Source organism: Burkholderia sp. 22313 (genome assembly GCF_052045245.1).
Classification (GTDB): domain Bacteria; phylum Pseudomonadota; class Gammaproteobacteria; order Burkholderiales; family Burkholderiaceae; genus Burkholderia.
Map to the genome: position 1 here is coordinate 1 of NZ_JBQEON010000057.1, position 12,030 is coordinate 12,030.

The following is a 12,030-nucleotide window of genomic DNA, read 5'->3' on the forward strand; positions in this document are numbered from 1 at the left end:
AGATACGCGCCGATCCCCGGCAGCGTGATCGTCTGGTTGCCGACGGTGATGGCTTCCGACGCGACGACGAAGAACCAGCCGCCCGACATCGACATCATCATGTTCCAGATCAGCCCCGGCATCGAGAACGGCACCTCGAGCTTCCAGAAGCGTTGCCACGACGTCAGGTGGAAGCCGCGCGACACTTCGTCCAGATCGCGCGGTACCGTGCGCAGCGACTGGTAGAAGCTGAACGTCATGTTCCACGCCTGGCTCGTGAAGATCGCGAAGATCGCCGCGAGCTCGGCACCGAGCACGCGGCCCGGGAACAGCGCGAGGAAGAACGTGACCGTAAACGAGATATAGCCGAGCACCGGCACCGACTGCAGGATGTCGAGGATCGGGATCAGCACCATGCCCGCGCGGCGGCTTTTCGCGGCGAGCGTGCCGTACACGAGCGTGAACACGAGCGACGCGACCATCGCGGCGAGCATGCGCAGCGTGGTGCGCAACGCGTATTCGGGCAGGTTCGACGGATCGAGCGTGATCTTCTGCGTTTGCAGGGTGGCGATCGGCGCCATCGTTTCATGGAAGCCGACGATCGCCATCGCGAGCATGCCGATGATCAGCGGAAACGCGACCGCGTCCCAGCGGTTGGGGAGCACGCGCCACGCGGACGCGTTGGCGGTGCGGTTCGGGTCGAAGAAGCGGATATCCATCGCTAGCGTCTTGGTCGAATTGAAAATCGATGGGGCCGGCCGCGTACCGCGCGGCAGGCGGGCGCGTCAGCGGATGCGGCTCGAAACAGGCGCCGGGGAGTCGGACGGACGATCGCCGGCAACCGGACAAGGCAGCGCGAGGCCGATGGTGCGCACGCGACGGCTGGCCGCGCCGCGGGTTTCCGTTGCCGCGAGATTCGGCATGAGGGGCTCCGGACAGGTGATTCGGTGTCGAAGGCTATCGGGTGGGCATGACGCAAATGTGTCGTGTCACTTACAGGACATTGACAAGCCATCCGTCAGCGATCCGTCATCGCCCCGCAAGCCGCGAGCAACGGCGACCGGCCGCGTGACACGCGGGAATAAATCCGCCGCCGCAGCGGTATGGCAGGCGAAGGCGCCGGCTTATTCCAGGACGATCCGGCCGTCCGGTTCCGTCATACGATTGCGAGGTTTCCCCATGTCTTCCTCGACTCCTGCCCGCCCGTCGCGCCGCAAGGCCCTGCAATGCATGGCGTTCGGCGGCCTCGGCACGCTGTTTACGCTGTCGGGCGGCATCCTCGCGCCGTTCGATCTCGCGTTCGCGCAAAGCGGCACCGCACTCCCCGCGAACGCGGGCCGGCCGCTGTTCGTGCAGATCAGCGATACGCACATCGGCTTCAACAAGGATGCGAATCCCGACGTCGCGGCCACGCTGCGGCAGACCATCGAACTCGTCAACGCGATGCCCGCCGCGCCCGCGTTCGCGATCCACACCGGCGACATCACGCATCTGTCCAAGGCCGCGGAATTCGACCACGCGTCGCAGCTGCTGTCCGGGCTGCGCGTGCCGGAACTGCATACGGTGCCCGGCGAGCACGACGTGACCGACGGGTCGGGCGCCGAATACTTCAGCCGGTTCGGCAAGGCGTCGGACAACCGCGGCTACTACAGCTTCGATCACGCGGGCGTGCACTTCGTCGCGCTCGTCAACGTGATGCACTTCAAGCCGAACGGGCTCGGCAGCTTCGGCGACGAGCAGCTCGCGTGGCTCGCGCAGGATCTGAAGGGGCAGTCGTCGAGCACGCCGATCGTCGTGTTCTCGCACATGCCGATGTGGACCCTCTACGAGCCGTGGGGCTGGGGCACCGGCGACGCGCCGCAGACGATGGCGCTGCTGCGCCGCTTCGGCTCGGTCACCGTGCTGAACGGGCACATCCACCAGATCGTGTCGAAGGTCGAGGGCAACGTGACGTTCCACACCGCCCGCTCCACCGCGTTCCCGCAGCCGACGGCCGGCAACGGCCCGGGCCCGGTGCCGCTCACGGTGCCGCGCGAGCGGCTGCCCGCGATGCTCGGCGTGACGACCGTCGATTTCGCGGGCCATCCCGTGACGGCGTCGCTGCACGACGCCACGCTCGCCTGATTCCCCGATCCCGACAAGCAAGGAGACCGCCATGCCCCTCTTCAAGCCCTCGATGCTGCCGGCAGCGCTCCTGTGCGCGGCCGCCGCCGGCACGGTACCCGCCGCGTTCGCGCAAACCCCGGCCGGCCCGCTCGTGACGATCCACAATTTCATGTTTTCGCCGATGTCGACCACGGTCAAGGCCGGGACGACGATCACGTGGAAGAACCTCGACGCGGAACCGCATACGGTCGTCAACGACGCGGGCATCTTCCATTCGAGTGCGCTCGACCAGGACGAGACCTACTCATTTCGCTTCGACAAGCCGGGCGTGTACAAGGTGTTCTGCGGGATTCATCCGTACATGAAGGAGACCATTACCGTGGAATGACGCGGCGCGCCGCACGACACGCGAAGCGCAGGCCGGCGATCGCCTACACTGGTTCCAACCGGCCGGAACCCGCCGGCCGTCACCGACCGCGAGGAAAGCGATGACGGCAAGTCAACCCGCACATCCGACACTGCCGGGCCAGGTGGTGCTCGTGCTTCAGGGCGGCGGCGCACTCGGCGCGTACCAGCTCGGCGTGTTCGAGGCGATGGACGCGGCGGGCATCCAGCCCGACTGGATCATCGGCACCTCGATCGGCGCGATCAACGCGGCGCTGATCGCCGGCAACGCACCCGGCCAGCGCGCGCGGCGGATGGCCGAATTCTGGCGCCACGTCACCGAACGCAGCGCCGTGAACGTGCCGGGTTTCCCGACGAGCTGGGACAAGATCGGCGCCGAACTTGCCGTGATCGGCGCGGGCCTGCCAGGTTTCTTCCGGCCGAACCCGGCCGCGTGGCTCGGGCCGCTTGCGCGGGTCGGCGTCGAGCATGCGTCGTACTACGTGGTCGAGCCGCTGCGCGACACGCTCGCCGCGCTTGTCGACCTCGATCTGCTGAACGCGCGGCGGCCGCGGCTGACCGTCGGTGCCGTCGATGCATGTACCGGCACGATGCGCTACTTCGATTCGCGCGACCAGGCGCTCGACCTCGACCACATCATGAGTTCGGGCGCACTGCCGCCCGCGTTCCCGGCCGTGCGGATCGACGGCGTGCCCTACTGGGATGGCGGCATCTATTCGAATACGCCGGTCGAGGTCGTGCTGGACGATGCGCCGCGCCGCAGCTCGATCATCTTCTCGGTGCAGATGTGGAATCCGGTCGGGCCCGAGCCGCAGAGCATCTGGCAGGTGTCGGAGCGGCAGAAGGACATCCAGTTCGCGAGCCGCACGGACAGCAACATCGCGCGGCAACAGCAGATTCACCGGCTGCGCCACGTGATCCAGGAACTGGTCACGCGGCTGCCGGAAGCGGAACGCACGTCGGCCGACGTGCAGGCGCTCGCCGCGTGGGGCTGCCAGACGACGATGCACGTGATCAAGCTCGCGGCGCCGCGGCTCGACGGCGACGATCAATGGAAGGACATCGATTTCACGCCGGACGGCATCGCGGCGCGCCGGCAGGCCGGGTTCGACGCGACGATGCAGGCGATCGCCGCGCGCCCGTGGGAATTGCCGATGGACCCGACGGAGGGGCTCAGCGTCTGGAGCCCGGAAGAGAACTGGATCGGCGAGCGGCACAACTGACCCGGCGTGGGCCGGGGGCATTCGCTTGGCCCGACGACGCGCCGGCGCGCGCATGCGCGTCGCGCTGCCCGCCCCGAGCCGGCTTACAGCGCGCGGACGATGCCGCCGTCGACGCGAATGTTCTGCCCGGTGATGTAGCCCGCGCCTTCCGACAGCAGGAACGCCACGGTCTGCGCGATCTCCCGCGTCTTGCCGAAGCGGCCGACCGGAATCCGGGCAACGATGTCGGGCGTCTCCGGCCAGCTGTCGATGAAGCCCGGCAGCACCGAATTGATGCGGATGTTGTCCTTCGCGTACCGGTCGGCGTACAGGCGCGTGAACGCACTGAGCGCCGCCCGCAGCGCGGACGACACCGGCACCGCCTGTTCGGGCGCGTCGGCCGCGAAGCTCGAGATATTGACCACCGCGCCGCCGCCCTGCTTCAGGAAGACCGGCGTCACGCGGCGCAGCACGCGCGCGACGTTGAGCACGATCAGGTCGAGCCCTTCGTGCCACTTGTCGTCGTCGATGGCGAGCAAGTCGCCCTTCGGCGGATGCCCGGTGTTGTTGACGACCGCGTCGATGCGGCCGTACTTCGCGAGCGTCTCGTTCACGAACCGCTCGATGTCGGCGTCTTCGGTGACGGAGCCCGCGATGCCGAACCCGCCGAGTTCCTTCGCGAGCGCGACGGCGCTGCCGGACGGCGACATCAGCGCGACGCGATAACCGGTGCTCGCCAGTTCGCGCGCGATCGCGGCGCCCATGCCCTTGCCCGCGGCCGTCACCAACGCTACTTTATCTACAGTCATGCCGATCTCCTGAATGGGTCGGCCCGGCGCCGCCGGGCATCGTCGATAGCCGCACTCTAGGACTCTATAATCGGTTTGTCGAACGATGATTTCTCCAGTCACTCTGTAGATTTTCTACTGTATGAAGGCCCTTTCGCGTACCCGCCGGTTGCCGCCGCTCAATGCGCTCCGCGCGTTCGACGCCGCCGCACGGCACCTCAATTTCCGGCTGGCCGCCGACGAACTCGGCGTGACCCAGGGCGCGGTTGCGCAGCAGGTCAGGCATCTGGAGGACGTCGTGGAAGCCCAGCTGTTCCGGCGGCTGCCCCGGGGGCTGGCGCTGACGCGCGAAGGGCTCGAGTATTTTTCGTCGGTCCAGCGCGCGCTGCAGATCCTCTCTGACGCAACGGAAGCCCTCAGCCAGCGCCCCACGGTTCTGGCGGTCAGCACGACGCCGTCGTTCGCGTCGAAGTGGCTGATTCCGCGCCTGTCGGACTTCAGCCGCCTGCATCCGGACATCGAGGTGCGCGTGATCGCCGATGAAAGGCTGGCGTCGTTCCGGGCCGATGGCGTCGACATCGCGATTCGACTGAGCAAGCCGCCGTTTCCGGCTGGCCTGGCCGCGCAACTGCTGTTTGCGCTCGACATCTTCGCGGTCGCCAGCCCGACACTGCTCGACAACGGGCCGCCGATCCGCGTACCCGCGGACTTGTCGAGGCATGCGCTGTTGCACGACGCGCACGATCTGTGGCCCGAGTTCATCGACAAGCTCGGCGGCAACGGTCGGGCCGATCCGACGAAAGGGCCGCGCTTCAGCCAGTCGCTGCTCGCGATCGATGCCGCGGTCGCCGGCCAGGGCATCGCGCTGACCAGCGAACCGCTCGTCGAGCGCGATATCGCGGAAGGCCGGCTGCGGCGCGTGTTCGATTTTTCGTTTCCGATGTCGCTCGGGTTTTACGTCGTGTTTCCGCAAGCCAATGCGCATTCGGAAGCGCTCGACGCGATGCGTCGGTGGTTGTTTGCGCAGTACGGGAACACATGGCGCACGTGAACCCGCGCGAGCAGGAAACCGCCTGAAAAGCCGGCTCAGCGATCCATCCCGTCGTGTCGGCCGTCTTCGGCCTCCCGCGCTCGCACGCGCGTGTTCCGCCCGGCTTCTGGCGCGCGAAACGCCGGCAGACGCCATCCGAACTGCAGCGATGCAAGCCGTAACAGAACGCAGGCGGTCGTCGCGACCCACGGCGTCCAGACCGTCGACGCATCGATCGACACGAGCCCGATCTGCAGCGCCGCACCCAGCAGCGCCGCCGATGCGTAGATCTCGCGCTCCAGGATCGCGGGTACGCGAGACAGAAGCATGTCGCGCAACACGCCCCCGCCGACCGCACTGACCATCCCGAGCACGATCGCGGTCTCCGCACTTTGCGTCCAGACCCATGCCTTCTGGGCGCCCGCGACGGCGAACAGGCCCAGCCCGATCGCGTCGAAGAACAGCACCGGATGACGCAGCCGGCGAACCGTCGGATACGCGACGAGCACGAGCAGCGCCGCAAGCGCCGTCACCGCCATGTAGGCCCAGTCGGATAGCCCCGCAGGCGGCGTCGCACCGATGCACACGTCGCGCATGATCCCGCCGCCGCACGCGACGATGAAAGTGACGACGAGAATGCCGAGCAGGTCGAGCCGCCTCTGTCGGGCCGCAACGGCGCCGGAGATCGCGAATGCGAACGTGCCGATCAGGTCGAGCGTCCGGTATGCGGTATGGGCATTCACGTGCGCGCCGACTTCGGCGCTCCATCCGAGGCTCACGCTGCTTCGCTCGTCGATTCGGCGGCGGCCGCGCCGAGCCCGAGCCACGCCCCCGCCGCGCACAGCATCGCTTCGAGACCGGCACGCAGCGTCGGATCGATCACCGGGGCGAAGCGTGGCGAATGATTGCTCGGAATCTCGTTGATCTTTTTCTCGGCACGCGCTTTCTCGAACACCTGGCGATCGGTTCCGCCGATGAACCAGAATGCGTACGGCACCCCCCATTCGCGGCCGAACACACTGAAATCCTCGCTGGCCGCCGCCGGCTTCGTCTCGTATGCACGGTCACCGAAATGCGCTTCGAAGGCCGTGCGCAACCGCGCGGTGGTCGCATCGTCGTTGACGGTCAGCGGGTAGCTCGACAGCGTCGTGAATTCGGGTTCACGCGGCGCATTGGACGCCATGCATTCGGCGCAGCAGATGCGGCGGATCGCGCCGAGCATGTACTCGCGCACGTCCTCGTCGTAGGTGCGCATGTTGAGCTTGAGCGTCGCATCGTCGGGAATGATGTTTTCCTTGGTGCCGGCCTGCAGGCTGCCGATGGTCAGCACCGCGCTGTCACGCGGCGAAATCTCGCGCGACACGATGGTTTGCAGGCGCAGCGTCGTCGATGCGGCCATGATGACGGGGTCGATCGATGTCTGCGGCTGCGACCCGTGCGAGCCACGCCCGAACAATCGGACCTTCAGGCTGTCGCCCGCCGACAGGATCGTGCCGCTTCGATAGCCCACCGACCCGGCCGCGCCGACCATCACGTGCTGACCGAGAATCACGTCGGGCTTCGGAAAGCGCGTCAGCATGCCGTCGTCGACCATGCTCCGTGCGCCTCGCCCCACCTCCTCGCCCGGCTGGAACACGGCCATCAGCGTGCCTGCCCATGCGCCGCGATATTCGGCCATCAGCCGCGCGACGCCCAGCAACCAGGTCACGTGCATGTCGTGACCGCAGCTATGCGCGACGCCGACCTGCACGCCCTCGTCGTCGTTCGCCACCACCTTGCTCGCGTACGGCAGGCCGGTGGCTTCGGCCATCGGCAGCGCGTCCATGTCCGCTCGCAGCATCACCGTCGGGCCGGCTCCGTTGCGCAGGATCGCCACCACGCCGGTTACCCCCACTTCCCGCGTGACGTCGTAGCCGAGCGCTTCCACGTAATCGGCGACGATCTTCGCGGTGCGAAACTCCTGCATCGACAGCTCGGGATGCTCGTGGAGATCCTTGTAGATCGCTTCGAGCTCGGGCAGCAGTGCACCGATGGCAGGCGCGATCGTCTCGATCAGTTGCGTCATGAGCGGCTCCGGGACGTTGAGGGGTGAGTGTGGCGCGACTGCGTTCGCAGCGGTCAAGTCGCGTTGTCGATCAGGCTGGCCGACAGCTTTTCAAGCAAGCGGTCGAGCGTCTTGCGTTCACTCGCCGTCAATGCGGCGACGAGCGTGTCCTCGAGCGCCTCGCCGACCTGCGCGGACGATTGCGCGACCTCGATACCTTCGGGCGTGCCGCGCAACGTGACGCTGCGCCGATCCCGTGCATGCGTCTCGCGGGCAATCAGCCCGCGCGCTTCCAGTTCGGCGAGCGTCTTGGACAGCAGCGTCTTCTCGACCAGCGAGCGCTGCGACACGCGTGTCGGCGTGATGCCCGCTTCCGAGCAGATGAGCCGCAGCACGCGCAGCGCACGCACGTCGAGGCTCCACCGCTCCCGGTAGATCTCGTTCGCGCGCGTGCTCAGCAGCACGCTCGCAAGATCGAGCCTGAAGGTGAGAAATCCGGGGGACGAACCGGTGGACATGTGCGCGCTCCTTGGGACATCGGCCGACAGGCGATGCGCAGCACGCATCCGGCACTGCGTCGAAGTATAGATATTTAGTTGAAGTTTTCAAATACTTTCCGCGATGACGCCGCGCGATCGCGGAAGAAAATCGTGCGACGGCGCCGTGAAAATCGGGCCGCATCCTGACGCGATGCGCACCTTCTTTTGTCCTTCCCGAGCCGATCAACCCCACTCTCGGCAGTGGCTTCGCGTATATCGTCTTATTCCGATATATGATTCGCCCATCGACGATACTCGTTCGCACCGATTTTTCGACTGAACACCACGCCCTTCCATGCCGACCGAACTCGACATCGACGCGATCCTGAAAGCGCTTTCGAATCCCGTGCGCCGGGAAATCCTCGTCTGGCTGAAAACGCCGGGCGCGCATTTCCCGGAGCAGACGCTGCCGTTCGACCACGGCGTCTGTGCCGGGCAGATCGACGCGCGCTGCGGGCTGTCGCAGTCGACCGTTTCCGCGCACCTCGCGACGCTGCAGCGCGCGGGGCTCGTGACGTCGACACGGATTGGCCAGTGGGCGTTCTTCCAGCGCAACGAAGCCGTCATCGACGCATTTCTCGACGCCGTGCGCCGAGAACTCTGACCCAGGCCATGCGGGCCGCACGCCGCGCACGACGCGGCAGCCATCCCGCCTTTCGTGAAGAGGTAATCTCCGTGCCTACCCTGTTCGACCCCGTTACCCTCGGCGACCTGACCCTGCCGAACCGCGTCGTGATGGCGCCCCTCACCCGCGCCCGCGCAGGCGAAACGCGTGTGCCGAACGACCTGATGGCCCGTTATTACGCCGAGCGCGCATCGGCCGGCCTGATCATCAGCGAAGCGACTTCGGTCACGCCGCAAGGCGTCGGCTACGCCGACACGCCCGGCATCTGGTCCGACGAGCAGGTCGCAGGCTGGCAGCGCGTCACGCAGGCCGTGCACGCGGCCGGCGGCCGGATCGTGCTGCAGCTGTGGCACGTCGGCCGGATTTCCGACCCGGTGTTCCTGGACGGCGACCTGCCGGTCGCGCCGAGCGCGATCGCCCCGGACGGCCACGTGAGCCTCGTGCGCCCGCAACGTCCGTACGTGACGCCGCGTGCGCTCGAACTCGATGAAATTCCGGGCATCGTCGCCGCATACCGCAAAGGCGCGGAGAACGCGAAGAAGGCCGGGTTCGACGGCGTCGAGATTCACGGCGCGAACGGCTACCTGCTCGACCAGTTCCTGCAGGACAGCACCAACCACCGCACCGACGCCTACGGCGGCCCGATCGAGAACCGTGCGCGCCTGCTGCTCGAAGTGGTCGACGCGGCGATCGACGTATGGGGCGCGGGCCGTGTCGGCGTGCACCTCGCCCCGCGCGGCGACGCACACACGATGGGCGATTCCGATCCGGCCGCGACGTTCGGTTATGTCGCACGCGAGCTCGGCCGCCGCAAGATCGCGTTCATCTTCACGCGCGAATCGTATTCGGGCGACCACCTGAGCCCGCGCCTGAAGGAAGCGTTCGGCGGCCCGCTGATCGCGAACGAGCAGTTCACGCTCGAATCCGCGCAGGACACGCTCGCGAGCGGCAACGCCGATGCGATCGCATGGGGCAAACTGTTCATCGCGAATCCGGACCTGCCGCGCCGCCTCGAACTCGGCGCACAGCTGAACAAGCCGGTGCCGGAGACGTTCTACGCGGTCGGCGAAACGGGTTACACCGACTACCCGGCGCTCGGCGACGCGGCCTGAGCGGTCGGCGCCACGTTCATGCGCGCACGTCCGCGCGCATGAACACGCGCAGCGTCTCGTCGAGCCCGCGTGCGACGTGATGCACGCGGATCGCGCGCAGCGTGTCGTCGAGCGACGCGTCGTCGACGATCCGGAAGCCGAGGCGCGCGTAGTACGGCGCATTCCACGGCGCGTCGCGGAACGTCGACAGCACGACCTGTGCGATGCCGTCTTGCGCGGCGCGCGTCATGATCCGCTCGATCAGGCGCGCGCCGATCCGCTGCCCCGCATGCGACGGCGCGACATCCAGTTCTTCCAGGTACAGCCGCTGCGCGTCGAGCAGCCGGTAGAACGCAAAGCCCACGCACGTGCCCTGATCGTCCGTCGCGACATAGGCGCGATCGTCGTCGATGCGCGCGAGCACGTCGGCCGCATCGGTCGGCTCGCCTTCGGCGATGTCGGGCATGCCGATGTCGCGAAAGCGCTGGGCGGCGGCCACTTCCACGGCGGCCATCGCGGCCGCGTCTTCCCGCGTGGCGGGACGAATCCGGATCGATACTGTCATCACGACGAGGCAGGCAGGCGGGAACGGCCGTCACTATAATCGAAACTTCATACCTTTCGAACGTCCCCGCCTCCGAGGTTCGTCATGACGCTGTCCGCACTCGCCGTATTCGCCATCGCCCTGCTCGTCACCGCCGGCACGCCCGGCCCGAGCGTCGCCGCGCTCGTCGCGCGCGTGCTGACGAACGGCGTGCGAGACGTGCTGCCGTTCCTCGCCGCGATGTGGATCGGCGAAGCGCTGTGGCTCACGCTGGCCGTAGCCGGCCTGTCCGCGTTCGCGCGCACGTTCGAGACGGGCCTGCTCGTCTTGAAGCTGCTCGGCGTCGCGTACCTGCTGTTCCTCGCGTGGAAGATGTGGACCGCACCGACCGACACGAAGGCCGACGATCTCCCGCGCGGCCAGTCGCCGTGGCGCATGTTCGTCGCGGGCACTCTTGTGACTCTTGGCAATCCGAAGATCATGCTGTTCTATCTCGCGCTGCTGCCGACGATCGTCGACCTCACGCACGTCGGTGCTCTCGCGTGGGCCGAGCTCGTCGGCACGATGCTCGCGATCCTGATCCTCGCCGACTGCTTCTGGTCGCTGCTCGCGGTGCGGGCACGCGCCTTCCTCACGTCGGCACGCGCGAAGCGGATCGCGAACCGCACGAGCGCGACCGCGATGGCGGGCGCGGCGGTGGCGATCGCGACGCGCTGAGTCGGCATGGGCGTGGACGCTTACGACGCCGCCGTTTGTCGCACGCAATCCGCGACAGCAAAACCGGCTTGCTCCATCCGCAATTCAATCGCGTCGATCGGGTTCGGCGAAGCCAATGGGAAGTGCTCGGCCTCATAGCGCACGATCAGGATCGCCATGGATTCCAACGCGTCGCCCTCCGGTGTGCCCTGTGCAGGGTCCAGATCGACAAGCGCGGACACCGCCTTCAGCGCGGCTTCGTAATCAGCCTCGCTTCTAATCGGGTGAATGTCCATCTAGCCGGGCCATCAGGGGGTTACTTGCGCGACCGTGAGTCTTCCCCCAGGTCGCGCAGGCGTTTCTTCAACCGCCGATTGTCTGCAAGCAGCGCAGCCAGCGCGACGAGCGTCGCAACAGGGAAGAACCAGTTCCCCGAGTAGTGCAGCAATGTCCACGAGGCGGCGGCGATCACAACTGCCGCGGCGATCAGGCCGATACTGTCTGAAACTTTGCTCACGCGATCGCCCTCCCGATTGCTCGTGCACGGATGGCAAACGTCGCACTTCCCGGCATCGGACGGAACACCTCCGGATGCAGCGCGATCACGCGATAAACGTCTTGTGGAACCGCAAGGCCACGACGGATCGCCCAGCCGCGAATTCCATCCACGGCGACCACGCCGCGCTGATCGCACACCAGCGACGTATCTGCAGCAACAATCAGACTGCCGATTACCGCACCAACGTAAAAGCTCGCTCCGAGTGCAGATGCGGCTGTCAACAGTTCCAGCCCGGTTGTGGCTCCGATCAGTTCGCCGATCGTGGCAGTTGGCCCAAGCGTCCTGAGCGCGCCAAGAATAGTTGCCAGCGTGCCGATTGCCGTCTGCTGTGCAGCAAACAGACTCGTTGGCGCCGGCAATCCGAGAGCGTCCATGTTTTGCTTGAATGCTCCTTAGAAGGTCGTGCACTGCGTCATGCGGAA

The 12,030-nt window shown here is 66.9% G+C and carries 17 protein-coding genes; 7 read left to right on the forward strand and 10 right to left on the reverse strand.

Going from position 1 to position 12,030, the window contains the following annotated elements:
* The coding region (locus ACTJKF_RS30180; protein WP_440628673.1) for an ABC transporter permease subunit at positions 1–698 on the reverse strand (698 nt) is incomplete at its 3' end.
* 66 nt (positions 699–764) lie between these two features.
* Entirely contained in the window at positions 765–902 is a 138-nt protein-coding gene (locus ACTJKF_RS30185; protein WP_440628675.1) for a hypothetical protein, read from the reverse strand.
* 256 nt (positions 903–1,158) lie between these two features.
* On the opposite strand from ACTJKF_RS30185, the gene ACTJKF_RS30190 reads away from it, so the two are divergent.
* From ACTJKF_RS30190 to ACTJKF_RS30200, 3 genes are all read left to right on the forward strand, one after another.
* The gene (locus ACTJKF_RS30190) at positions 1,159–2,103 is read left to right on the forward strand and encodes a metallophosphoesterase family protein (RefSeq protein WP_440628676.1); all 945 of its coding nucleotides are present in this window, start codon (positions 1,159–1,161) and stop codon (positions 2,101–2,103) included.
* 31 nt (positions 2,104–2,134) lie between these two features.
* Positions 2,135–2,473: a cupredoxin domain-containing protein gene (locus tag ACTJKF_RS30195; protein ID WP_440628678.1), complete on the forward strand. Its 339-nt coding sequence runs from the start codon at positions 2,135–2,137 to the stop codon at positions 2,471–2,473.
* Between the two features lie 100 nt (positions 2,474–2,573).
* Positions 2,574–3,713: a patatin-like phospholipase family protein gene (locus tag ACTJKF_RS30200; RefSeq protein ID WP_440628679.1), complete on the forward strand. Its 1,140-nt coding sequence runs from the start codon at positions 2,574–2,576 to the stop codon at positions 3,711–3,713.
* 83 nt (positions 3,714–3,796) lie between these two features.
* Here ACTJKF_RS30200 and ACTJKF_RS30205 read toward each other — a convergent pair whose 3' ends face one another.
* The gene (locus tag ACTJKF_RS30205; protein WP_440628681.1) at positions 3,797–4,501 is read right to left on the reverse strand and encodes an SDR family oxidoreductase; all 705 of its coding nucleotides are present in this window, start codon (positions 4,499–4,501) and stop codon (positions 3,797–3,799) included.
* Positions 4,502–4,622: 121 nt separating this feature from the next.
* On the opposite strand from ACTJKF_RS30205, the gene gcvA reads away from it, so the two are divergent.
* On the forward strand, positions 4,623–5,531 hold the full coding sequence (gcvA, locus tag ACTJKF_RS30210; protein WP_440628683.1) for a transcriptional regulator GcvA: 909 nt from the start codon (positions 4,623–4,625) through the stop codon (positions 5,529–5,531).
* Between the two features lie 35 nt (positions 5,532–5,566).
* On the opposite strand, the gene ACTJKF_RS30215 is transcribed toward gcvA, so the two are convergent.
* Genes ACTJKF_RS30215 through ACTJKF_RS30225 form a run of 3 tightly spaced genes read right to left on the reverse strand, consistent with a single transcriptional unit; the run spans position 5,567 to position 8,072 of the window.
* Positions 5,567–6,253, reverse strand: coding sequence for a trimeric intracellular cation channel family protein (locus ACTJKF_RS30215; RefSeq protein WP_440628727.1), 687 nt, complete (start codon positions 6,251–6,253; stop codon positions 5,567–5,569).
* A 32-nt stretch (positions 6,254–6,285) separates the two neighbouring features.
* Positions 6,286–7,575, reverse strand: coding sequence for a M20 family metallopeptidase (locus ACTJKF_RS30220; protein ID WP_440628685.1), 1,290 nt, complete (start codon positions 7,573–7,575; stop codon positions 6,286–6,288).
* A 53-nt stretch (positions 7,576–7,628) separates the two neighbouring features.
* Positions 7,629–8,072 (reverse strand): MarR family winged helix-turn-helix transcriptional regulator, encoded by a 444-nt coding sequence (locus ACTJKF_RS30225; RefSeq protein WP_440628687.1) that lies wholly within the window; start codon positions 8,070–8,072, stop codon positions 7,629–7,631.
* 316 nt (positions 8,073–8,388) lie between these two features.
* On the opposite strand from ACTJKF_RS30225, the gene ACTJKF_RS30230 reads away from it, so the two are divergent.
* Together ACTJKF_RS30230 and ACTJKF_RS30235 are read left to right on the forward strand one after the other, a co-directional pair.
* A complete protein-coding gene (locus ACTJKF_RS30230; RefSeq protein WP_440628689.1) occupies positions 8,389–8,697 on the forward strand; it encodes an ArsR/SmtB family transcription factor in 309 nt (102 codons plus the stop codon).
* A 71-nt stretch (positions 8,698–8,768) separates the two neighbouring features.
* Positions 8,769–9,830: an alkene reductase gene (locus ACTJKF_RS30235; protein WP_440628690.1), complete on the forward strand. Its 1,062-nt coding sequence runs from the start codon at positions 8,769–8,771 to the stop codon at positions 9,828–9,830.
* A gap of 16 nt (positions 9,831–9,846) precedes the next feature.
* Here the strand turns inward: ACTJKF_RS30235 and ACTJKF_RS30240 are convergent, their stop codons facing one another.
* Complete coding sequence (locus ACTJKF_RS30240; RefSeq protein WP_440628691.1) at positions 9,847–10,374, reverse strand: GNAT family N-acetyltransferase; 528 nt, start codon at positions 10,372–10,374, stop codon at positions 9,847–9,849.
* An 84-nt stretch (positions 10,375–10,458) separates the two neighbouring features.
* On the opposite strand from ACTJKF_RS30240, the gene ACTJKF_RS30245 reads away from it, so the two are divergent.
* The gene (locus ACTJKF_RS30245) at positions 10,459–11,070 is read left to right on the forward strand and encodes a LysE family translocator (protein ID WP_440628693.1); all 612 of its coding nucleotides are present in this window, start codon (positions 10,459–10,461) and stop codon (positions 11,068–11,070) included.
* Between the two features lie 20 nt (positions 11,071–11,090).
* Here ACTJKF_RS30245 and ACTJKF_RS30250 read toward each other — a convergent pair whose 3' ends face one another.
* From ACTJKF_RS30250 to ACTJKF_RS30260, 3 genes are read right to left on the reverse strand one after another with little or no spacing between them, the layout of a single operon-like run.
* A complete protein-coding gene (locus tag ACTJKF_RS30250; protein ID WP_440628694.1) occupies positions 11,091–11,345 on the reverse strand; it encodes a helix-turn-helix domain-containing protein in 255 nt (84 codons plus the stop codon).
* Between the two features lie 20 nt (positions 11,346–11,365).
* Positions 11,366–11,566 carry a hypothetical protein gene (locus ACTJKF_RS30255; RefSeq protein WP_440628696.1) on the reverse strand — a complete coding sequence of 67 codons (201 nt, stop codon included), beginning with the start codon at positions 11,564–11,566 and terminating at the stop codon, positions 11,366–11,368.
* Positions 11,563–11,982 carry a hypothetical protein gene (locus ACTJKF_RS30260; protein ID WP_440628698.1) on the reverse strand — a complete coding sequence of 140 codons (420 nt, stop codon included), beginning with the start codon at positions 11,980–11,982 and terminating at the stop codon, positions 11,563–11,565. Before ACTJKF_RS30260 ends, ACTJKF_RS30255 begins: the two co-directional genes overlap by 4 nt.
* Positions 11,983–12,030 lie beyond the last annotated feature (48 nt).

Bases quoted from the DNA above. Each gene is read 5' to 3' on its own strand.
- ACTJKF_RS30225 (WP_440628687.1), bottom strand. From the start codon at position 8,072: ATGTCCACCGGTTCGTCCCCCGGATTTCTCACCTTCAGGCTCGATCTT.
- ACTJKF_RS30200 (WP_440628679.1), top strand. From the start codon at position 2,574: ATGACGGCAAGTCAACCCGCACATCCGACACTGCCGGGCCAGGTGGTG.
- ACTJKF_RS30205 (WP_440628681.1), bottom strand. From the start codon at position 4,501: ATGACTGTAGATAAAGTAGCGTTGGTGACGGCCGCGGGCAAGGGCATG.
- ACTJKF_RS30260 (WP_440628698.1), bottom strand. From the start codon at position 11,982: ATGGACGCTCTCGGATTGCCGGCGCCAACGAGTCTGTTTGCTGCACAG.
- ACTJKF_RS30250 (WP_440628694.1), bottom strand. From the start codon at position 11,345: ATGGACATTCACCCGATTAGAAGCGAGGCTGATTACGAAGCCGCGCTG.
- ACTJKF_RS30195 (WP_440628678.1), top strand. From the start codon at position 2,135: ATGCCCCTCTTCAAGCCCTCGATGCTGCCGGCAGCGCTCCTGTGCGCG.
- gcvA (WP_440628683.1), top strand. From the start codon at position 4,623: ATGAAGGCCCTTTCGCGTACCCGCCGGTTGCCGCCGCTCAATGCGCTC.
- ACTJKF_RS30245 (WP_440628693.1), top strand. From the start codon at position 10,459: ATGACGCTGTCCGCACTCGCCGTATTCGCCATCGCCCTGCTCGTCACC.
- ACTJKF_RS30220 (WP_440628685.1), bottom strand. From the start codon at position 7,575: ATGACGCAACTGATCGAGACGATCGCGCCTGCCATCGGTGCACTGCTG.
- ACTJKF_RS30230 (WP_440628689.1), top strand. From the start codon at position 8,389: ATGCCGACCGAACTCGACATCGACGCGATCCTGAAAGCGCTTTCGAAT.
- ACTJKF_RS30240 (WP_440628691.1), bottom strand. From the start codon at position 10,374: ATGACAGTATCGATCCGGATTCGTCCCGCCACGCGGGAAGACGCGGCC.
- ACTJKF_RS30190 (WP_440628676.1), top strand. From the start codon at position 1,159: ATGTCTTCCTCGACTCCTGCCCGCCCGTCGCGCCGCAAGGCCCTGCAA.
- ACTJKF_RS30185 (WP_440628675.1), bottom strand. From the start codon at position 902: ATGCCGAATCTCGCGGCAACGGAAACCCGCGGCGCGGCCAGCCGTCGC.